This is a genomic window from Emticicia fontis, from assembly GCF_054779675.1.
In genome coordinates, this window is sequence record NZ_BAAGXU010000046.1 from 67,452 (window position 1) to 89,749 (window position 22,298).

The 22,298-nt window shown below is 39.3% G+C and carries 21 protein-coding genes; 7 read left to right on the top strand and 14 right to left on the bottom strand.

Annotation, left to right across the window (positions count from 1 at the left end; genetic code table 11):
* Window positions 1-24: 24 nt before the first annotated feature.
* Window positions 25-2,376: a glycoside hydrolase family 20 protein gene (locus ACYVFA_RS19955; protein ID WP_460473617.1), complete on the bottom strand. Its 2,352-nt coding sequence runs from the start codon at window positions 2,374-2,376 to the stop codon at window positions 25-27.
* Between the two features lie 94 nt (window positions 2,377-2,470).
* On the bottom strand, window positions 2,471-3,163 hold the full coding sequence (locus ACYVFA_RS19960) for an XAC2610-related protein (protein ID WP_460473618.1): 693 nt from the start codon (window positions 3,161-3,163) through the stop codon (window positions 2,471-2,473).
* A 218-nt stretch (window positions 3,164-3,381) separates the two neighbouring features.
* Here ACYVFA_RS19960 and ACYVFA_RS19965 point away from each other — a divergent pair, with 218 nt between their 5' ends.
* Window positions 3,382-4,977 (top strand): hypothetical protein, encoded by a 1,596-nt coding sequence (locus ACYVFA_RS19965; protein WP_460473619.1) that lies wholly within the window; start codon window positions 3,382-3,384, stop codon window positions 4,975-4,977.
* 232 nt (window positions 4,978-5,209) lie between these two features.
* Complete coding sequence (locus ACYVFA_RS19970; protein ID WP_460473620.1) at window positions 5,210-7,495, top strand: ATP-dependent helicase; 2,286 nt, start codon at window positions 5,210-5,212, stop codon at window positions 7,493-7,495.
* A gap of 55 nt (window positions 7,496-7,550) precedes the next feature.
* Here the strand turns inward: ACYVFA_RS19970 and ACYVFA_RS19975 are convergent, their stop codons facing one another.
* The 5 genes from ACYVFA_RS19975 to ACYVFA_RS19995 form a co-directional block, all read right to left on the bottom strand.
* Entirely contained in the window at window positions 7,551-7,940 is a 390-nt protein-coding gene (locus tag ACYVFA_RS19975) for a thiol-disulfide oxidoreductase DCC family protein (RefSeq protein WP_460473621.1), read from the bottom strand.
* A gap of 4 nt (window positions 7,941-7,944) precedes the next feature.
* The gene (locus ACYVFA_RS19980; protein ID WP_460473622.1) at window positions 7,945-8,397 is read right to left on the bottom strand and encodes a cytochrome c maturation protein CcmE domain-containing protein; all 453 of its coding nucleotides are present in this window, start codon (window positions 8,395-8,397) and stop codon (window positions 7,945-7,947) included.
* Window positions 8,394-8,600, bottom strand: coding sequence for a CcmD family protein (locus ACYVFA_RS19985; protein ID WP_460473623.1), 207 nt, complete (start codon window positions 8,598-8,600; stop codon window positions 8,394-8,396). Before ACYVFA_RS19985 ends, ACYVFA_RS19980 begins: the two co-directional genes overlap by 4 nt.
* A 25-nt stretch (window positions 8,601-8,625) precedes the next feature.
* A complete protein-coding gene (gene ccsA, locus ACYVFA_RS19990; protein WP_460473624.1) occupies window positions 8,626-9,297 on the bottom strand; it encodes a cytochrome c biogenesis protein CcsA in 672 nt (223 codons plus the stop codon).
* A gap of 90 nt (window positions 9,298-9,387) precedes the next feature.
* Window positions 9,388-10,050, bottom strand: coding sequence for a heme exporter protein CcmB (locus ACYVFA_RS19995; protein ID WP_460473625.1), 663 nt, complete (start codon window positions 10,048-10,050; stop codon window positions 9,388-9,390).
* Window positions 10,051-10,388: 338 nt separating this feature from the next.
* On the opposite strand from ACYVFA_RS19995, the gene ACYVFA_RS20000 reads away from it, so the two are divergent.
* The gene (locus ACYVFA_RS20000; protein ID WP_460473626.1) at window positions 10,389-10,634 is read left to right on the top strand and encodes a FeoA family protein; all 246 of its coding nucleotides are present in this window, start codon (window positions 10,389-10,391) and stop codon (window positions 10,632-10,634) included.
* Window positions 10,635-10,671: 37 nt separating this feature from the next.
* Window positions 10,672-12,780 (top strand): ferrous iron transporter B, encoded by a 2,109-nt coding sequence (gene feoB / locus ACYVFA_RS20005; protein WP_460473627.1) that lies wholly within the window; start codon window positions 10,672-10,674, stop codon window positions 12,778-12,780.
* Between the two features lie 109 nt (window positions 12,781-12,889).
* On the opposite strand, the gene ACYVFA_RS20010 is transcribed toward feoB, so the two are convergent.
* The 3 genes from ACYVFA_RS20010 to ACYVFA_RS20020 all read right to left on the bottom strand — a co-directional run bounded on the left by ACYVFA_RS20010 (window position 12,890) and on the right by ACYVFA_RS20020 (window position 15,519).
* Window positions 12,890-13,501, bottom strand: a complete 612-nt coding sequence (locus ACYVFA_RS20010; RefSeq protein ID WP_460473628.1) for a hypothetical protein — start codon at window positions 13,499-13,501, stop codon at window positions 12,890-12,892.
* A 166-nt stretch (window positions 13,502-13,667) separates the two neighbouring features.
* Window positions 13,668-14,294, bottom strand: coding sequence for a fibrobacter succinogenes major paralogous domain-containing protein (locus tag ACYVFA_RS20015; protein WP_460473629.1), 627 nt, complete (start codon window positions 14,292-14,294; stop codon window positions 13,668-13,670).
* A gap of 121 nt (window positions 14,295-14,415) precedes the next feature.
* The gene (locus tag ACYVFA_RS20020; protein ID WP_460473630.1) at window positions 14,416-15,519 is read right to left on the bottom strand and encodes a WD40/YVTN/BNR-like repeat-containing protein; all 1,104 of its coding nucleotides are present in this window, start codon (window positions 15,517-15,519) and stop codon (window positions 14,416-14,418) included.
* Window positions 15,520-15,759: 240 nt separating this feature from the next.
* On the opposite strand from ACYVFA_RS20020, the gene ACYVFA_RS20025 reads away from it, so the two are divergent.
* Complete coding sequence (locus ACYVFA_RS20025) at window positions 15,760-16,137, top strand: co-chaperone GroES (protein ID WP_460473631.1); 378 nt, start codon at window positions 15,760-15,762, stop codon at window positions 16,135-16,137.
* Here ACYVFA_RS20025 and ACYVFA_RS20030 read toward each other — a convergent pair.
* From ACYVFA_RS20030 to msrB, 4 genes are all read right to left on the bottom strand, one after another.
* Entirely contained in the window at window positions 16,134-16,559 is a 426-nt protein-coding gene (locus tag ACYVFA_RS20030; RefSeq protein WP_460473632.1) for a thioredoxin family protein, read from the bottom strand. The two genes, ACYVFA_RS20025 and ACYVFA_RS20030, sit on opposite strands and share 4 nt — an antisense overlap.
* 234 nt (window positions 16,560-16,793) lie before the next feature.
* Window positions 16,794-18,437 (bottom strand): serine hydrolase domain-containing protein, encoded by a 1,644-nt coding sequence (locus ACYVFA_RS20035; RefSeq protein ID WP_460473633.1) that lies wholly within the window; start codon window positions 18,435-18,437, stop codon window positions 16,794-16,796.
* Between the two features lie 74 nt (window positions 18,438-18,511).
* On the bottom strand, window positions 18,512-19,318 hold the full coding sequence (locus ACYVFA_RS20040; protein ID WP_460473634.1) for a helix-turn-helix domain-containing protein: 807 nt from the start codon (window positions 19,316-19,318) through the stop codon (window positions 18,512-18,514).
* Complete coding sequence (msrB, locus tag ACYVFA_RS20045; RefSeq protein ID WP_460473635.1) at window positions 19,318-19,878, bottom strand: peptide-methionine (R)-S-oxide reductase; 561 nt, start codon at window positions 19,876-19,878, stop codon at window positions 19,318-19,320. The genes ACYVFA_RS20040 and msrB overlap by 1 nt, the downstream gene beginning before the upstream one ends.
* A 227-nt stretch (window positions 19,879-20,105) precedes the next feature.
* On the opposite strand from msrB, the gene ACYVFA_RS20050 reads away from it, so the two are divergent.
* Entirely contained in the window at window positions 20,106-20,390 is a 285-nt protein-coding gene (locus tag ACYVFA_RS20050) for a PqqD family peptide modification chaperone (protein WP_460473636.1), read from the top strand.
* Between the two features lie 60 nt (window positions 20,391-20,450).
* On the top strand, window positions 20,451-22,286 hold the full coding sequence (locus tag ACYVFA_RS20055) for an asparagine synthase-related protein (RefSeq protein ID WP_460473637.1): 1,836 nt from the start codon (window positions 20,451-20,453) through the stop codon (window positions 22,284-22,286).
* The last annotated feature ends 12 nt before the right edge of the window (window positions 22,287-22,298 follow it).

The window sequence follows — 22,298 nt, forward strand, 5'->3', positions numbered from 1 at the left end:
TTACCAATTTTATTTAAAAATTGGCTATTCTACCGAGATTTCGTCGACGAAAAGCCAGGCAGGGTTGCCATTACCCGGGTGGTTGTCAGGAAGTTTACCATAGTTTTTGGCAAATACTCTTACATAGCGAGCTTTTTTGCCGTCAACCGCCACCCCCAATTGCTGCACAGAACTACCTTTGGGAGCAGTAGCAGCCATCGGGATTTTCTTGACACTTGTAAAGTTTTTACCGTCAGCAGAAGTAAATACTTCTACCTCGGTTGGCAACATAATCCATGAGTCACTTGCGCCTTTGAAAGCAAATGACACTTTATTGATAGTCATGGCCTGGCCTAAATCAATGGTTACGTCCAGGTCTTTGCCTTCAAAGCCTACCCAGGTAGCACTGTTGGCATCTTCACCTTTCACACCGTTGGTTAAGCCATAGGTTTCGCCTCCGGTATAGTTTTTAGGTTGGTTTACCAAAGTGTATTTGCGACCTGTCGCTTTATTGATGAAGAAGTATTTGGTGAGTACTTTGCCTAATTGCTCTCCTTTGGCTGAGAAAGCTGCGGCCCGCACGCTACCATCACTGGTAAGCACCACGCCCGTAGCCTGATAGACAGCCGAGCTGGCGGTAGGTTCAGAGCCATCAATGGTATATCTGATTACCACACTTTTATCAGTCGATTGTAGTTTTACAATCACCTGACTTTTTTCATTCATCGACGACGATGCCGAAATATCATAGTAACTCTTAGCATAGTTTACTGCCAGGTATTTCAATCGCTCGAAATGGGTTTTCAGACGAGTGGTAAAATCGGCATAATCTTTCAGTTTGGCCGATGTCCAGCCTGTTTCTGCAATGGCGCAGGCACGAGGATACAGCATATACTCCACCTGGCTCGGGGTTTGAATGTACTCAGTCCAGAGATTGGCCTGTACGCCCAGTATATGTTTGGCCTGCTCAGGGGTTAAACCTTTAGGGGTTGGGTCATAAGAATATACCTTTTCCAGTGGCAGGTATCCGCCAATTGCCAGAGGCTCGGTAGTTGGGTCTGACTGATAATAGTCTAAATAGCAAAAACCTGTCGGGGTCATGATGGCATCATGGTTTTGTTGGGCGGCCGCAATCCCCCCTTCTACCCCACGCCACGACATGATGGTGGCATTCGGAGAAATGCCCCCTTCCAGGATTTCGTCCCAGCCTATGATTTTCTTGCCTTTCGAAGTCAGGAATTTGTCAAAGTGCTTGATGAAATAGCTTTGTAATTCGTGTTCATCTTTTAAACCCTCTTTTTTCATCAGATCCTGGCAGAATTTGCTTTGCTTCCAGGCTATTTTAGGACATTCATCACCACCGATATGGATATAATCACCCGGAAACAGCGCAGCTACCTCTGTCAAAACATCTTCCAGAAACTGAAAGGTAGTTTCAGTCGGACAAAACACATCATCATGCACACCCCAGATTCCGGTCACTTCATAAGGGCCACCTTTCAGCGATTTTTCTGTACAACCCAGTTCAGGATATGAAGCTAAAGCGGCCAGCGCATGGCCGGGCATTTCAATCTCAGGAATGATGGTAATGTATTTCTTCTGAGCATAAGCAATCACCTCTTTGATTTCTTCCTGCGTATAGAATCCGCCATGTGGCGTGCCATCAAATTTCCAGTCGTTATAATGCCCTTTCATGCTCTCTTTACGCTTCGAGCCTATTTCGGTCAGTTTCGGATATTTCTTGATTTCGATTCTCCAACCCTGATCGTCTGTTAAATGCCAGTGGAAACGGTTCATTTTGTGTAGTGCCAGTAAATCAATATACCTTTTCACAAATGATACCGGGAAGAAATGGCGGCAAACATCCAACATACTTCCACGATGCCCATAACGGGGACGGTCGAAGATTGTACAAGCCGGAACAGTCCATTTAGTACCTTTTTCCAACGAACTGCTGAATATCTGTGGAGGTAATAGTTGCAATAAACTTTGCAAGGCATAAAACTCGCCTTTGCCAGTAGCACCTGCCAGAATCACACCTTTGGCATCTGCTTTCAGAATATAGTCCTCGTCGCCCAACATCTTATTCATTACCTGCGCTTTATAAGGCGCAAATACGATGGTTTTGTTGGCAGGTATTAAAGTATTGGGTATGTCTGATTCCTCAATTGGCAATTGAATACCCGAGGTTACAGCCACACGTTCAGCCAGCATTTCAGCCAGAGGACGAATGTCCGTAGAACCTTTTGGAATCAGGATTCTGGTTTGGGCATCAATAGTAAACTCACCAGTCTGAGGGCTTAGCTCTAATGGCTTGGGGATAATCGCATATTTGTTTTGAGCAATAGTAGAAAACGAGAGAATAAGCAGGCTTAGCAAGCCAAAGATTTTTTTCATGTGCAAAGTTAGGTTTTATTGATTCCTGGGCAAAAATAGGTTTTATCTGGCAAAAAACTTGGGGATATTGGTGTTTTTTGAGAATATATTAAGGTTATTCGATATATGGAACAAATTTATGGCTCTTCTGTCGCCACTTATTAGTCTTTTTATCGAGAAAGTAAATTTGTTCACCTAAGTAGCGTGCATTGGCATGCTGATAGGTAGTTAATGTTCTTTTATACTTGTTAGTTTTAGTTGGAAAGTGACCTACTGTGTAAGTTAAATACTCATCTAAAACAAATTTTTTAAATTTTTGCAAATAAAATATGTAATATCCTCCGGTAGTTGCTCCAAAACTTTGAATTACTGCTATATCTTCTTTACCATCAAAATTCAAATCGGCAATGATTATATCACCAGGGTAATTTTCATCAGATTTACCATTCTCAATATCTACATTGGTTGAATAATATACACCCTTATTGCAGTTTTGGAAAAAATCAGGCCAAAAATAAGAAGAAGTAAACTCTAATATATCAATTTTTTGGTGGTTTTGTTTATCAAATAAAGTTAAATCCACTATGCATGAATCAAAAGGGCTATCCTCTACTTTAAAACGTTTTAAAAATACTTTTATATCAAACTCCTTGGATAAGTTAGTATAACTACATTCTTGCGTAATTGCTTCTGGTTGGATACTTACTTTAGTCGAATCTATCTTCCCAGTTTGCTTGGTTTCATGAGAGCAACCAGATATGCAACAATATAAAATTGGGAGTAACAATGTTAGTCTAGGCAGGTACATTTTCTAGTGGTTTTCAATATGCTTACAACGCTAAAAATCCAGTTTCATTGAAAAAGAATCATGAATAAATATTTGATTATCAGAATATTTTTGATTGAAGACTATTCGGAACTGCCTTTTTTACCATCTAGTAAAATTTAAGCCAGATTTTAGCTTCAAATCGAACAAAATAACCAAATAAGACTGAAATTCGTTTAGTACTAAACCGTTCAGAAGCCATGAAAAAATACATCCTATTATTGCTTATAACTGGCATGAGTTCCTCGCTTGCCATTGCTCAGAAAATGTCGAGAGAAGACAAGATAAAGGCCGTTGAAATGCTCTCTGATTTCTTCGGAAAACCAACACCCAGCAAAACACCCGTTCCCGATGTGATTTCAGCCAAAGGTTTGCCTACTAATCTCAATTCAGCCGATTTTGATAAAAGACTTGCCTTATTTACGAATAGCTTTTATTTCCAGCAATCAAGTTTCCGGGATAATGAAGCGCGCATTGAAGCCGACGTGTTCCATTTACCGAATATGGATTTGGTAAACGGGCAATTTATCTGGAATAAAGCCACGACACAGGAAGGCGGCGCACTGGAAATAGTACCCAGTCCTATGCCGAACCGAATGTCATCGATGGATTTTTTCAATGAAGTAGTCACTTATAAACCACAAAACGGGAAAACCCTGAATACTATTGAAGGCACTTTTTCATTTACTTATCCAACAGAATTTAAGCAGGTAATACTGACCAAAGCAGATATAGGCAAAGAAAAAGATCTGGAAGGTGAAATGGTAAAGCTGATGTCGATAGAGAATGACATTGCTGTTTTTGAGATTAACCGCAAAACCGAAGATAGTCAGATGAATTATTATGCGCTGAATGCCAAAGGAGAACCACTTGAATTGACCGTAATGCGCTCGGAAGTACCAAAGACTGTCTATAATTTACTAGACAAAAATGGAAAGATACCCGAAGACAAAAAGAAAGAACTGGTTGATAAATTTGATAATCTGCGCAAAGAACCTATTATCAGTTATGTGAAAGCACTCGGAACAATCGCACAAGTAGTGATTGTTAAACCCAAAGGTATCAGCACTAAAAAGATTCCGATTGTGGTGCATAGAACACCAGATTTCCCACATGGTGAAATGAATATAGCCAATGAGCGTTACGACAATCTTCCTCCGGTTAAATACGATAAATTATCAGAAGCTGACCTGTCTAATCTAAGCCTCAAAGCCGATAGAACGAATGATGGGTTGAATAATCATCTGATTATTTTATCAGCACCTAATAGTATCAATTCAGCTTTTGCCAAAGTAGAATTCAAAGATGTAGTAGCTACTAATGGCGGTAAAAACTCCCCTTTCGAGCCACAAGGGGCTTTTTATGATGATAAGCCCAAAACCTTTAGTTTCAGACTTGACCCTCCGGGAGGCGACCAGCCCATTGACGCAGATTTGATCAAAGGTACAGTTGTAATCACTTATCCGGTAGAAATCATTACAGAGGTTTTTCCTGTCAATGCCCCTGCAGATAAATTTGAAATGAAAAATCCGCTTACGGTAACCTTTTTCAGGTTTGATGATGATCTGGATAATTCGGGCGAATTAAAACCAAAACGTGCCTATGCTGCCAACGGGATGCCGTTGAAACGAGTAGAAGGATTTTATACAGGCGGTTCGAAAGACGGCAAAAACTATATGGAATACATCTACTGGGGCAAACCAGCCACCATTCAGATTGATAAGGCTGCCAAGTGGGTGACAAAAGAAATTCCTTTCTCGTTGAAGCCTGCGCCTAAGAAGCCGAAGGAGTTTTGAATTTTAAAGAATGCTCATTGAAATCGCCGTTTTTTGAATAGACGTAATGCATTACGCCTATTCAAAAAACAACCAAAACAATTAATTCCCACACACACTAAACAATCCATAATATTGTTATTACCTTTGTATTCTCTCTCCTTATACTATCAATAGAATTTAGAAAAGACTTGACAAAAATATATCGCCGCGATATATTTATATTTGCATTACATTTAAAGAAAGGGATTCCGTGCAGAACCATAACAATTACTTAGAGAAACTTAACCCACCCCAACGTGAAGCTGTAACTCACCCTGAAGGTCCGCTGATGATTATTGCGGGTGCTGGCTCAGGCAAAACCCGTGTATTGACTTACCGGATTGCCTGGTTGATTGAGCAGGGTGTTGACCCGTTTAATATTCTGTCTTTGACTTTTACCAATAAAGCTGCTGGTGAGATGCGTAACCGTATTCAGCAGATTATAGGGAGCGATGCCAAAAATCTGTGGATGGGCACTTTCCACTCGATTTTTGCTAAAATCCTGCGTTTTGAAGGAAAAAGACTAGGTTATACTTCTGATTTTACGATTTATGATACCGACGATTCAAAATCTTTGATCCGTACTATTATTAAAGAATTAGGTCTGGACGATAAAACCTATCGCCCGAACTATGTATTGAATCGCATCTCCAATGCCAAAAATGCTTTGGTTTCGTGGGAGTCTTATACCAATAATCCGATTTATATGGAGGATGATAAGGCTGCCCGAATGCCGGAAATCGGACGCTTGTATAAAACATACCAGATGCGTTGTTTCCAGGCCAATGCCATGGATTTTGACGATTTGCTGTTTAATACCAATATCCTCTTCCGCGACCACCTGGATATATTGAACAAATACCAACACAAGTTTAAACACGTGCTGGTAGATGAGTTTCAGGATACCAACGTATCTCAGTACCTTATTACGAAGAAACTTTCTTCTGTGCATCAGAATATCTGTGTAGTGGGTGATGATGCCCAGAGTATCTATGCTTTTCGTGGGGCGAATATCCAGAATATCCTGAATTTCAAGAATGATTACCCTGAATTGCACGTCGTTAAACTGGAGCAGAATTACCGTTCTACCAAAACGATTGTGAATGCCGCCAATTCGGTGATTGCCCGTAATAAGGAACAGCTAGAGAAAAATGTCTTTACTGATAATGACGAAGGGCCGAAAATTGAGGTTATCAAGGCAGCATCTGACAATGAAGAAGCGCGTTTGATTGCTACCAATATCTTTGAGGCCAAGAATAATGAAGGGTTAAAAAATAGTGAGTTTTCGGTGCTTTATCGAACCAATGCGCAATCGAGAGCATTTGAGGAGGCATTAAGAAAACTCAATATCAAATACCGGATTGTGGGAGGTCTGTCTTTCTATCAACGGAAAGAAATCAAGGACTTATTGGGGTATCTGCGCTTCACGATTAACCAGAATGACGAAGAGGCTTTCAAGCGTATCATCAATTTACCCAAACGAGGAATTGGTGATACAACTGTTGCTAAAATCATTGTAACAGCTGCGGAGAATAACCGCTCGGTATGGGAGGTAGTGAGTAATATCACCCAATATGTAGCCGGGCGCGCTGGTCAGGCCATAGATGAATTTGCTACACTGATCAAGAGTTTCAAATTGATGATTGAAGAAGGCAAAGATGCCTATACAGTAGCGGCTTATATTGCCAAAACGTCGGGCATTTTGCGTGAATTGTATGAAGATAAAACGGTAGAGGGTTTATCACGTTATGAAAACGTGCAGGAGTTGCTGAACTCAGTGAAACAGTTTGTGGATAATCCTGAAAATGAAGAAAAAACGTTGAGCGCCTTTTTGCAAACTGTTACACTCATGACCTCTGCCGATCAGGAAGATGAAGATGGTGATAGCGAACGCGTAACACTTATGACTATTCACGGAGCGAAAGGATTGGAGTTTAAGTATGTATATATCGTAGGTCTGGAAGAAAACCTTTTCCCTTCGCAAATGATGCTGCAAAACCGCACCGATTTAGAAGAAGAACGCCGGTTATTCTATGTGGCTATCACCAGAGCAGAGAGAAAACTGACTCTGAGTTATGCCGAAACCCGTTATAACTATGGCCGGTTGAATTATTGCGAGCCGAGTCGTTTTCTGGAAGAGATAGATAAGAGTTTCTTGCAGATGTCGAAAAGTCGTTCGGTTTCTTATGAAGATACTTCTACCAGAAACGACCGCCCTACTTCTACCCTATCCTTTGCCAAGAAAGAGAGTATTATCTCTAATCTGAAACCTGTAAACAAAGCGGTTGCTAATACTCAACATACGCCATCAGGTGATTTTGTGGCCAGCGACACCAGTAATCTAAAGGAAGGAGATAAAGTAGAACACCCGAAATTCGGATTCGGAACTGTGAAAAGAATGGATATAAACGGCACAGACAGAAAAGCAACGATTGTATTTGACGGACAAGGCGAGAAGACGCTTTTGTTGAGCTTTGCTAAGTTGAGGATATTGTAAGAAATAATCAGATAGATAAACGAAGAAGCCTGTTCTGTTGAACAGGCTTCTTCGTTTATAAAAATCTAGCTCTTAATTCCGGCGTTGGTATCCGGCAGGCATCCATTTTACCCATAAAGCGATAGCGGTTTTTAGCGACTAAATCATATACAAAGTCCCGAATAAATCCCGGAATTATTTTAAAGACATACAGCAACCTCCAGGCACCATCCATATTTCGGGCAATCTCTAGTGCTGCATCCGATTTCTGATAGAGTTTCCCGTCTTTTTCTAATATCACACTATCAAATTCAGTTACAGAGGTTATGTGATATTTTGCTAAAATTTCTCTTCCGGGTTCTGATTGCAAGGCAGCAAATTTAAACGCGCCTTTCTTGTCTCTGTCAATCAGAAAATTGATGGAGGCATTACAGAAATTACAAACACCATCAAATAGAATTACCATGGCTTTATTTGTTTTGCATCGAAACTGCCTGTTTATTTTCCTCTCCTTCCAGCGTATTATTATTGTATTTCGATGGACATTTTAATAAGATTTGTTCTGCACGGAAAACTTTATTCTGTACATCCATACTACCTACTACCACCACTTTCTCCGATTTATCCAGATCCTGTGGTTTTGGTTGGTTATAAATCACTCTTTCTTCCCGATGTAATGAGTCAATCATTGTAAACTGAAAACTATTCGGGTCAGCAACAGGGTCATAAATCATTCCTACAATATTTCCCTGCGTATCTTTCTTTAATGTACCAACTACGTGGATAGACTTATTGTTTCCATCTTTCGCCAATTCTTCTGCTTCGCTGAAACCTACGTAAGTACTGGCATCACCCACTGTTGAGATAATAATACCCACAGCCGCTGCAATCACTGCCAATGCGATGATATGTGATTTTTTCATAAACCTTTTTCTATTTTACTAATCTTTCTATCTAACACAATTAAATACCCAATAATTCCCACAAAAACTACGGTAATTACTGCGACAACTACCCATATTTTCCCGTCTGCACGCATTTTATCAGCCATTTCTACTTCTTGCTGGGCAAAAAGGTTGGTTGCAAAAAGGAGCATCACAGTTAAAAGTGCAACTATTCGTTTCATATATCTCGATGTTAATTAATTATATTTATTTATAAGATTGCTCAGCTTTCAATCGCTTAATGATTCTCAACCTGATTCTTAAACTTGTTATCCAGACACCCAGAATCGTCCAGCCAATGATGGCAGGGTAAAATACCATTCTTACGCGGCTGTCCATATCATATTTACCAAATGCAGGGTTACCACCATTGCCCGGGTGTAGTGAGTCAGTTAATCTTGGAAGAATCCAGACTAAGGGCATAAAGGCAGCAAAGGCAAAAAGATTGTAAACGGCTGATAAACGTCCACGTTTCTGCTCGTCTTCGAAAGAACTTCTCAGAATAAAATAAGCTGAATATATCAACAATCCCACTTCAACCGAAATCAGTTTCGGGTCTTTTGGTAGCGGGTCTCCCCAGGTATAATTTCCCCATACGGCTCCCGTAGCAAAGCCTAAAACGCCATACAGCATAGCTGTATTGGCAAATTCGGCCGAAAATTCGTCGTGCTCAACTTTTCCTTCTCTCAGGTATTTGATTGCAAACCATGCCGAGGCAATCATGAGTGTCATCATGCCAAACCATAGTGGTACATGAAAATACACATTACGCAGGGTTTCGTTCAGGATAGGCTGGCGAGGGATAGTGCCAATCAACCCTTGTATAATCGTGTAGAGCAATATCACTACACAAAGAATTTTCCACCAGGATTTTCTCATAAGTCAATCGCGAATTAGTGAATGGTGAATATAAAAATCGACCAATTTTACCAGACACTTAATATAATAAAAACAGTTTTTCAAAATTCCTTAACTTCTCCACAAATACGGAAAAAGCAGATAGCTGACACTTAATACAATAGCATCAATAGCTAGCAGGATTCCGATTTCATCATAGCTTGTATCCCATCCTAAACCATCCATAGCGCTTTTGGATAACTTGATAATCATCATCAGCATGGGTAATATAATCGGGAAACTCAGAATAGCCATCAGGGTTGATGTATTCTCGGCTTTAGAGGCTATTCCAGCTACCATAGTCAGGGTAGTTGAAAAGCCGATGGAGCCTAATAAAAGACATACCAGATACATTGGCAGATTACCCACCGGATTACCCATCATGACGACATAAAATCCAAAGCCCAGCACCGACAATACTAACATCAACAGGGTATTATATATTATCTTAGATAGAATAATTCCTTGCGGACTAGCTAGCGTATAATAATAGAGTTGGCGGCCGGTGCCCTCTTGCGTAAAGCTTTTGGTAATGGAATTAACAGCGGTAAACAATAAAATAATCCAGAAGAGGGTATTCCAGGTGATAGGTTCTATAACATTCACCTTTAGCTTGAAGCTCAGATAACATACAAAAACTGTACTGATAATGTAAAGGAGCATTCCATTGAGTGCGTATTTCTGACGCAACTCTAAACGTATTTCTTTTTCTATAAGCGCTCTTATTTCTTGCATGTACTGAACCACGATTGCCTTGTCGTACTATCGTGCCACAAAGGTAGTACGCAAACAATTAGGATTTTATGATTTTAATTCTTTTTTTCAGGTTTTTACTCTTATAATTTTGAACCCCATATAACTTTGGCGTTTAAATAAATAATGATTATTACAAAGTACCCCAAATACTCGATGTTATACCATGTTATTTTTACCGAACAGGGAGAAAAAGTACATCTATTGCATTTTATGTTAATTGAATTGTGACAGGATATTATACTATTGTAAAAATTCATTTTTATTTCCGAACGAAAACAGTTAAACTTGCGTTTTATTTAAAATTATTCTAAATAAGTGTGGTAAAGTTTTCAGAAAAAACCGTTGCAGACCTAAACATTGGAGAAAAAGGAATCATTACTGATTTTAAAGATGCTGCTATGTCTTTGAAATTGCTTGAAATGGGCTGTTTACCCGGAACTGAAGTTACCTTAGATTTCATTGCTCCTTTAGGTTGTCCCGTTGGTATCAGAGTAGCAGGTTATCATCTTTCTTTAAGAAAAAGAGAAGCGGCAACCATCGTGTTAAAACCTAATCAAGGGTAGTTATGCTGCTTGATTTTTTAAAATTTCTGGATTTAAGGTGAAAGACAAACAAGTAATAGCCCTTTTGGGCAACCCTAATGCAGGTAAATCTTCTCTATTTAATCAACTGACCGGACTCCGACAAAAAATCGGAAACTTCCCAGGCGTTACAGTTGATAAAAAAATAGGCTTCTGCCGTTTAGATTCCAAAACAGATATTGAAATTCTTGATTTGCCTGGTACTTATAGTATCTATCCTAATTCGCTAGACGAACAGGTAGTGTTGGAAGTATTGGCGAATCCGCAACACCCTGAATACCCCGATGTAGCTGTAGTTGTAGCTGACGCCGCAAATCTGAAACGCAATATGCTACTATTTGAGCAAGTGAGCGATTTAGGCATCCCGACGATTCTGGCTTTAAATATGTTAGACGTAGCAGAAGAGATGGGTATTTCTATCAATTCAGGCAAATTATCTAAAATTCTTGGTGTGCCGGTAGTAGAATTAAATGCCCGTCAGGGGATTGGTATAGATGGTTTGAAATATACCATATTACAGCAACTTGAAGCCAGAAAGACCCATATTAACCCGCCTATTTTTGATGATAAATCAGAGGCCATTGCTTCTGAGGTTCGCAAAAAATATAATATTTCCAATAAGTATTTAGCCATGCAATATGTGGCTCAATCGCCTAAAATGATGTTCTTAGGTGATAATGCCCAGAAAGACCTGCAAACATTGGTGGAAAAATACAATTTCAATGCTGACGCTTTCCAGTCGGCTGAAACGATTGACCGTTATCATGATATCAGCGGTACACTCTCTCAGGTTGTGCATGAAACAGGTGAGCAAAAAGAAACCGTTACCGAACGAATTGATAAAGTTCTCCTGCACCGTGTCTGGGGTTATGTTATTTTCCTTAGTATTCTTTTCCTGATTTTTCAATCCGTTTTCTCTCTGGCTGAATATCCGATGGACTTGATTGATGCAGGGGTAGCTGGCTTGAATGATTGGTTGAAATCTGTATTACCAGAAAGTATTCTTGTAAGCTTATTAACTGACGGCCTGATTGCCGGCGTTGGTGGGATTGTTATTTTTATCCCACAGATTGCCTTTTTGTTTGCTTTTATCTCCATTCTTGAAGAATCCGGATATATGGCTCGAGTGGTAGTTCTGATGGACAAACTGATTCGTCGTTTTGGTATGAGTGGCAAATCGGTTGTGCCATTGATTTCCAGTATGGCTTGTGCCGTTCCCGCTATTATGTCGGCTCGTACGATTGGTAGCTGGAAAGACCGTTTGATAACCATCATGGTTACGCCTTTGATGAGTTGTTCAGCCAGATTGCCTATTTATACTATTCTGATAGCTCTGGTTGTGCCAGATACGAAAGTACTAGGTATCTTCAATCTGCAAGGGGTTGCCTTAATGGGCTTATATTTACTGGGTTTTTTCTCTGCTTTGGTGGCAGGCTGGATTATGAAACTGATTCTGCGATCGAAAGAACGTAGTTATTTCATTATGGAATTACCTACCTATAAAATGCCACGCTGGAAACAGGTAGGGTTTATGATTATTGAAAAAGTAAAAACCTTTGTTTTTCAGGCCGGAAAGGTAATTATAGCGATTTCGATAGTGTTGTGGGTATTGGCTTCTTATGGCCCGGGTAATGAGATGGAACAGGCGGAGAAACAGGTATTGGCCGCTAACCCAACTAAAACACCGGAAGAACTGGCTTCAAAAATTGGCTCTGTTAAACTTGAAAGTTCTTATGCAGGGCATTTTGGCAAATTCATTGAGCCAGCCATTGCACCACTGGGCTATGACTGGAAAATCGGCATCGCCCTGATTACGTCTTTCGCCGCACGTGAGGTATTTGTCGGAACAGTTTCTACTATTTATAGCATAGGCGCCGACCCGGATGATGAATCGACCATTAAAGAGAGATTGCGCAACGAGGTGAATGCCAATACGGATCAACCCACTTTTTCGATAGCTACTTCGTTTTCTCTCCTGATATTCTATGTTTTTGCCATGATGTGTATGAGTACCATCGCCACTGTTTATCGCGAGACCAAGGGCTGGAAATGGCCATTGATTCAGTTAGGCTATATGTCAGTGCTGGCATATGTGGCAGCATTGGTGGTTTATCAGATTTTGAAATAAGACTTTATATTTTCATCGTCTCAGACTTCCAGATAGTACTTCCCAATACCTGAACAAAAGATAAATTGAAATATATAAAGCCAACGCAATGTAGCACGCTGGCTTATATTTATTTCTGTAACTTCAATTTTTTTAGACTAATACTTCCGCAAAGTATTTCTTTATCGTATATCACACGAAACGATTTGGGTTCCAGTAACTTGATTCGATAAAAAAGATCTTGCCCTTTTAGGCTAAGTCCTGTTCGCAACGTGCCATTTGCGCCTTCACTCGTCGGACGAAGTATTACCACATAAAAACCACTTGATTCTTTTGGATGAATAGTCCGTTTCAACGAAGAGGGTTTAGAAAGATTATTATCCAGAAAAAAATTTAAATCTGTCAAACCATAATTAAATAAGGGTTCTTTATCAACTGTCATTGTGTCGGGAGGAACCAATATTTTATAGTATTTGCCGGGTAAAGCCGGAACCTCATATGAATCTTCAGGAAAGTTAATCTTCAATTCCAGAGGAGTATCTGTTTCATTGCTTATTCGAGTCCAGAATATAATTTTAAAATATTCCTTTCCATTGGGGTCTGTGTATTTTTCACCCTTGGGGAAACCGTTTTGTATGAGCAGACGCTTACCGATAGCATCAGTGTACTTATATGTGGGGTCAGACTTGATTTTTTCTTTTGAGCTGTCTGTTTTGTCCTCCTCAGGAAGTGCAAAAAACAAACATCAGCATCAAAGCATGTAGGTGTATGTATTTCATAGTTTATACTAACTGAGAAATGATTCTAAAATCAGCAATACATATTATTTCTGACCCGTTTCACTTTTAAAATCCTCAAACTTTTTTACGTTATACTTCGGATATGATTCGCTGCATTCACTAGATAAATCAATCCCGCACGCAACGAACAGATTTTGCGTGAGAAAGAGAGCTATCGAAACGGAACGTTTTTGTTTTAAGTGGTTTTTCTCCGGGGCCACCATAACTGAGGTTCCATCCCCAGGCTTTACCCTCCTCATCTGAGGGTGTAGACGTCCACCAGAAACCCATAACACTCAGGACTTCATAACTATTATTTCTACGAATACCTGCCGGAAGACCGTTAAACTCGCTGCTGTTAGTACCATTGCCGTCTTCCGCCCAGCCACTGACGCTTTTCAGGGCTTCACCAGCCTTGTCGGTTCCGCCAAATTTAGTCACCAGCATAGACCATTCGCTATCCGTTGCTAAATGCCAACCGATGGGGCAGGCTTTTTTCGCTGCTTCCCAGGTGTAAAGCAAGCCAAGCTCTTTTCGATTGCTCTCTTTGTCATCATAAGCGTAGCTCCCCTCCACTTTGTAGTTTAGGTTTTGAGCCATCCAGGTAACCGTGGTGTTAGTCAAAGCATTTTTAAAGCTGAACGTTTTATACGTTTGCCCATCACGTGAGTCGGTAAAAGTGACGGTGGATTGGGCAATTCCTGACTGAGTAAAAAACAAGGTAGCAAGTAGAATAATTATGCACTGATTTATCATATTTGGTTCGGCTTGTATAAATGTGTTGTTAAAACTTAGGGTCTTGCTATGCTTCTTTCAGATTGTAATTAACGAGTGACACGGCAAGAGAACAACAAAGGAGTGCTAAGTTCAGCGTTTTTCAACACCCTTTATTGGGTATGACATACATCACGTTTCCAGAAACAGATAAGCTAAAGCCAAAATTCTCTGTGGAGGGAAGTGATAGTTTTTGCCATGTTTTGCCCATATCAGATGACCGGAATATACCATCTGCGCGACCACATATTAAATATTTACCCATTTGCTTGATAGATAAAATATCTGTTGAAGATTTAAGTAAGCCTACTTTTCTCATAAATAAATGACTCCAGGTAGGTTGAAGGTCTTGGCCTATGGCATTCCAGGTCTTTCCATTATCTAGCGAAATGTGTATGCTGTTTGTCTTATTTTTTGGGTTGTTTACTATAACAGCAAAGCCTCCATCAATACGTTCCATAGCGATGCCATAACCTCCTTCACCAATCGCGCGATCCCAGTTTTGGCCCTCATCAGTCGATTTTAATATTCCCTCTTTGTCGATAGCCAAAAGTACACCGTTTGACTCTATCAATTTCATTAATCCGCCCCCAATCTGCACTCGTTCCCAGGTTTCTCCCTTATCCGCTGACCTGTAAAGGCTGTTGCCAGCACCGATGAAAACTGTGCCTCGGGTAGTTTCAAAAACGGAACATACTTGTCTCGCTTTATAATTCTTGTACATCCAATCTATTGTTGGGTCTAAGCGTACTGCTTGCTCCTGAAAATTCGTGTAAATAGGCGACCAATCACTCGTTCCATTTATTTTTTGTAAAAATTGCCCTCTGAAATCATAGGCAAATATCCCATTGTTGCCAGTAGTAATGTTACGCTGTTTACCAGGGAAAACCTCTTTTGTCCAAAAAGTAGTGGCAGAATTTGGTTCACTGTGATAAACTCCATTGCCAGCACGTAAATAAAGTCCATTATTAGTTGCAATTAAACCATCTCTCCATATACCTTCTTTCTGCAATTTTTCAGGCAGCCCTTTGCTAATGTCCTGCCAGGTTTGTCCGCCGTCAACAGATTTAAAAATAATGTTGGCAATCTCAGATGATTTACCCTCTTCTATTAGGGTCTTTTTTACCTCCTTTTCTTTCAGTACAAAAGAATTCAGTAGAAATACTCCCAAGAGGATAGCCGGAACAAATACAAATAGTTTTTTCATTTTTTAAATTTTATATGTAAGTACTTTGTCATTTTTTTGTTATAAGGAATTGTGACAAACTTACAGCGTTTGACCAATAACAAGATTAATGGTTAGTAAAAAGATGTAAATGAAATGTAAAACTTGCCTGAGACATGAAAATCGGGCTATTTCTCTAGCCTCAGTCGAATGCAAAAGCATTTTTAAACAGGTTCTCAATATTTTCTACTAATTTTGTATCCCATTTTATATTCATGATTTATGATTGGCGTAACCGCAGATAACAAATTAAAGAGACTCATTGTAGTAGGCGATAAAGTATTGGTAAAACCGAATAATCCGTCTGATAAAACGAATTCGGGTTTATACCTGCCCCCTACCGTAACCGAAAAAGAAGAAGTACAAACGGGTTATATTATAAAGGTTGGGCCGGGCTATCCGCTACCGCAACAAACCGAAGATGAACCCTGGAAAGAAACTGAAGAAAAGGTAAAATATATGCCACTACAAGCACAAGAGGGAGATCTGGCTATCTATTTACAGCGCCATGCCATTGAAGTAATGTATGAAGGCGAAAGATATGTGATTCTGCCACAGGCTTCTATTCTGATGCTGGAACGTTTTGAAGATTTAGCTTAATTTTCTTTTGCCCGTTTGGCGGCAAAATCGGCCTCGTCCATCAAAACCTGTGCTGGCATTACGCCTTCAATTCGATGGAGGACTTTTCCTTCGGGAGCAATGAACAGATAAGTCGGGAAAGCCCCTATTTTGTACAAATTTCTGACAACCTGCCCCTCGGAAGTATCTCCATCGACTTTAAAGTTGATAAACTCCTTATTGAATTTTTCTGCGACACGGGCATCAACAAAAGTATGTTCGTCCATCCATTTGCAAGGCCCACACCAGGTGGTGTATACATCTACAAAAACAATCAGCTTTTTGGCTTTGGCATCTGCCAATATCTGTTGCATACTTTTATCTCGCCCATGTACAAATTTCATTTGCGCCTGAGCAAGGCTTGTGTATCCGATTAATAATATCCAGATAATATGTTTTTTCATATCACGACTTATCATTCTTACAAAGCTAATGAAAATAAGTAAAGTTTAACCACAGAGTTTCATGGAGTTTTGCACGGAGGCACTTTGAGTATCAGCGACTGAAATTGCCGTCTAAGATAACAAAGGGAATATTATGTTTATGTATCGGATTTAAGTCCGATACTGAATGCAAAACAGACCTTTGTTGTCTTAAATACCGAATTCATTCGATGAGTCGCGATATAAGTTTAATCATCATTTCACCACCGCAGGCAAAATATACTCCTGCATCATTTTATCTACTTGTGCGTGGCCGTACGGACGATTATAGGCTTTGGCTGTAATAACCACCGTTAGCGGAATATCTTTGAATACATAGATTTTGCTGCCCCCATTTCCTGCGCAATAGAATGTTTCATAATCCTTGCCGTCAATGGTAAAGGTTTTATTCCAGAATAAATAGCCGTAATACTCATGCGTTCTACCCGGAATCGGCAGGTATTTGGTAAAGGATTTATTAACCCAGTTTTGCGGTAGAATCTGCTTGCCATTCCATTTGCCCTTGTTCTGGTAGAGTTGTCCGTATCTGGCATAATCTAAGGCCGACATCTTTAAGCCTCCGGCAGTATTGACCACTTTCTGTGGAGTATATTGCCATTCGTAGTTCTTGATTCCTAAAGGAGTGAAGAGTTTTTTATCAGCATATTTTTCCAGACTTTCCGGTACTGATTTATTCAGAATATCACCCAATAAAACTACACCTACTGTAAAATAATCCCATTGCTTACCGCTTACTTTCTTGTCATCCATACCTAAATCCAGCCCGAATTTTACCCAATTATCAGTCGGATACATATTTTCTTCATTACCTGGTGAGTTGCCGTCGCTATCTGAACCATTAAATGCCGAACTCATTCTCAATAAATCTTTAATTTTTATACTATCTTTCTTTGGGCTATAATTCGCAAATTGTTTCAAATCATAGAATTTGTCCAATGTCTGGTTTTCATCTTTAATATACCCATCACTGATGGCAATACCCATCATGGTTGAGGTAAATGATTTACCCACCGAACGCGTGTCGTGCAAGCTATTTCTGTCTGCCTTGTTAAAGTATTCTTCCAATAACAGTTTGCCGTCTTTTATCACAACCACACTGGTTATTTCTTTAAGTTTATTTATGGTGACCAGTCTGTTCATTTCTTCTATTTTTGAGGCATCGATAGAAGCCTTAGATAGTTCCCAGCCTGAATTAGGTTTAATCGGTTGAATGGCTATTTCTTCACGCGTCAGCACTGGCGTTTTAATAATGAGTTTGATTTCACCCTGCGCAATCAGGTCTCCTACTTTTACCTCTTTTTCTAAATTAATATAGGGCCGCATTTCTATTTTGAATTGATGCGTTCCATCGGTAAGGGCATCTTCTCCGCCTCTTAACATGAACCTGTTAAACATATAAACCGCCCACCAGTCTTCTCCTTTTGAGGTAGTTATCGGAACTCTGAAAGTAGTTGTGGTATGTTTTTTCAAGCCAGCGCCATAGTGAAGATTTTCTTTGTAGATAAGTTTGCCATCGACATAAAAGGAAAACTGATAATTCCCTTTCGTGATGATTTCATCTGCGGGGATATCAGGAGCCAATTGGTGCAGATAATTGGTAATGGAATTGCCTAGAAATGGCCTGATACTTAAGTCAGATACATATTTCAATTCAAAACTGGTAAGGAAATCGCTTTCTTTTAATCGGTCAATAGGAATATCGCTTGGCAGAAAGGCTATGCGCCCGACATTGGCTTGATGCAATGGATTAACGAAACCATCGGTTTGCACGATGTCTTTGATTTGTGCGCTTGCAGCGGCAGCGTAGAAGGTTAATAAAATTAAGATTAGCTTTTTCATTTTGTTCATTTTTTTGATTCACAAAGGTAAGTAGTTCTTTTGTTTCAAAAATAGAACAGAATTAACATCAGGGGCTAACTCAAAACATTTTTACGGTATTCTAAAGCATTTATGCCGTTGATGGCCTTGAAACATCGGCCAAAATGGCTTGGATCGGCAAAACCGCACTCGAAAGCTATATCGGCTAACGATTTGTTTTTTTGAGAAAGCAGTGAAAGAGATTTTTCCACTTTCAGTTTGCGGATATACTCCCCTATTGTACAATGAAAGTATTTAGAGAAATCTCTCGAAAGATGCACAGGATGAATGCCTAATTCAGCAGATAATTGGGTCAGGCTCCATTGGTCTGCAAAAGTATCATGCAATAATTCTTTCAATTGCCCCACCCATACCGGACTTTTATAGAGGTGCTTATTCTCTCTTTCCATCTGGCTCAGCAATTGCAACAATAAAGTCTGCACCCCCAAGGCAGTAGTCATATCATCTGCTTTTGATTCCCTGAAAATCTTATAAAGCAGAAACTTTAATTCCGGATTTGAGAGATTCAGACTACCCGTCAATTTATCAAGACTAAAATCCAGTTCCTTAATCCATTGATGAGTCAGTTCAATATGAAAACCACGGGTAAAGCCAGGTGGCTTGATATTGTAGTGAGGTTCCTGCCAATTATGAAACAGCAAACTTCCGGCATCACAATTGTAGACTTCTTTCTTATTCCCCTCTATCACTTTTCCTTCCAGAATGAAAGTGAAATAGGCATTTTCGTGGTAATGCCAGTCTACTTTATCAAGGGTATATTCAGTATCAGTCAAAGTAATGCCGTCCAACGAGATAGTCCGGTTGGTCTGCCCATGAAATTGCCCTGTTTGTAAGTGTTTCATTATTCCACCTGCGTCTTATCATCCGGCTCAAAATCCATCGCGATAGAATTCATGCAATAGCGTTTATGGGTTGGTGCCGGGCCATCGTCAAATAAGTGACCTAAGTGACCGCCACAACGGCCGCAAAGGGCTTCGGTGCGGTGCATGCCATGCGAATAATCTTCTTCATACACTACACTGCTTTTGTCTTCCTGCTCAAAGAAACTCGGCCAACCACACATACTAGCAAATTTGGCATCAGAGCGGAATAGATTATTACCGCAAGAAGCACAATAGTAGGTACCTTTGCCTGTATAATTCCAGTATTTCCCGGTAAATGCTCTTTCAGTAGCTTTCTGGCGCATAATGGCGTATACATCAGGTGGTAATATTTTTTTCCATTCTGCATCACTTATGTGCAATGGTGTTTTATCAGTATGAGAATAATAAGGATTCCCTTTTTTGATTTCTTCGGTTTGCATAGTATTTTGTTTTGATGTATTCTGACAACCAGAAATGCTCAGAATAGTGGATGAAATAATGGCAAAGACAATTATCTTATACTTAAGAATCGCTCTCATATCTATTTGCTCAAAAATTAAAAGTTAAATGCCCTTTATATCAATAACGTTTAGCTGATTCTAAATGTTTCCTTAGTATGAAGTCTGTTTTCAAAATATCAATATCTGTCGTTAAATGTCAATTTTAAATTTCTTTTCGAAATTAAGTACCTGTAATTTTACTTATATTTACCCAGAAATTGCTGTAGATAAATAAAATTCTCTCATATCAGCACTACCTTAGAAAAATGCGTAAACTGCTAACTAAAATCAAGAGAAATGATCAGTCATTTCTCCTAACTCCCTTAGGCGATGAATCGGTCATGATGAATCTTATAAATAGAGGTTTTATGGGTCTGAATCCTGTTGCTACCGATATCTGGGAGCTTATCAAAGAACCCATTTCAGTTGAATCTCTCATTAAACAACTTACTGAAAGATACGAGGTAGATAAAACTTTATGTACCTTACAAACAGAGGCTTATTTGGGAAAAATGCTCAATGAGAAAATGCTAATACCAATAGCAGACTAAACATTTTGGTGCCGAAGCCTTAAACGAATAAATAATCTATCTATTCTACGATATTGAATTATGAGTGCAATTTTTGGAATTATTGATAAGCGAAACTTATCGGTAAATTCTGCAGAGATTGAATTAATGCAGCATAAGCTCCTGCATCATGCAGTGGAAGGGCAAAGAGTCTTTATAAAAGAAGGTGCCATGCTGGCTTATCACCAATTAGTGCTACATGTTTCAGAAGAAAAGGCAAGAATGCCTTATGAGTCAAACGATTATGTAATAGTAAGTGATTTACGCATTGACAATGGGGTTCAGTTGATAAAGCTATTAGGTCTGGCTGAGAAACCAGACGAAGTAACTGCTGAGAAACTAGTAGTAGAAGCATTTATTAAATGGGGAGAAAACTGCGTTGATTATCTGGAAGGTGAATTTAGTTTTTTAATATACCATAAAATCACTCACTCTTTTTTTGCCGCCTCTGACCCTATCGGCCATCGGAGTTTTTATTATTATGATTCTGCAGAACACTTTATTTTTGCCAGTGAAATAAAGGCAGTTCTGGCCATGAAACCTTCGCCCCATTCTTTTAATGAAGCGTTTATTATAAAATGCTTTGTCAGAAATTATGATGGTAATACTTATATACATGATATTCAGGCTTTAAAAGGAGGTCATTATCTTACTTATAATTCTGAAAAAGGTCTGTGTCTAAAAAAGTACTGGACAGCCAGAATACCGGGTAAGTATAATTTTAAGACATTAGCCGATTGGGGAGAATGCCTGAGAGAATTAATGACAGAAGCCATTGAGCATCGGATTGACATCAATCAACCGATGGGCGTTAAATTAAGCGGTGGTCTGGACTCCTCGTTTGTTACAGCCCTGCTAAGTGAAACTCTCCTCAAAAAAAATAAATCGTTTACGGCTTTCTCATCTGTTTTAAAAGATGATGACCCTCAGAAATCAAAAGATGAAAGTTTCTATATCAATTTATTAGGAAAACATTTACCTAATATGGAGCAGGTATTTATCACTCCTCCTAAAAATATTAATCCGTTTGACAATCTAGAACAGCTGTTTGCACAAGGAGATGGCGCATTCAATCCTTTTCATTATCTGGATACACTTTTCCTGGAAGCTGCCAGAGACAGGAATATCAGACTATTGTTTAATGGATATGGGGGTGATCATGCCATTTCAAATAGCAGGAAACGGTATGTATATGAATCGGTAAAACGTTTGCAATTGGGCGAAGTTTTTAGGGTTTTTAGATTATTAAAGAAAACTTATGGACACTCAACCATCAGGTTAATCAGGTCTGACATACTCACTTTTATTCCATTCTATGCTTTTTTAAAGAAATTGCTTAAAAGGCAAACAGATACGGATATAGCTTATTTTATGCCATCTATTGAAGAAAAGATACTAGCGATTGATAAAATCCAAAGTGTTAACCAGCGGGATTTTTTGCTGGAAGCAATGAACGCCGGCAACCTTGGGCGAGAGCATCAGGAGCTTTATTATAGAGATGCTTATTTCGGTTTGCGAAAAACTACGCCATTTTTTGACAAAAAGATTGTGGAATTTTATCTGGATATTCCTGAAAAAGTTTTGTTTGAGAATGGATACAGACGTGGACTTATCAGAGAGGCGATGCGAGGTATAGTACCTGATGAAATTGTGTGGCGTAAATCAAAAAATGCTTATTCACCTGATTTCAACGACCGGATTGACTTATTGAAAGTCCAGAAAAATAAATTATTATATAATGCTGAATATGCCTTTGCAAGACCCTATATGAATCAAAAAAATGTGGCAAAGCAATTAGATAAAGGAGATATTTATGCCACTATGGTTGTACTTATATTTTCTTTTATTCAATCACTTAAAAATCAACAAATATTATAATATGCGAATAAT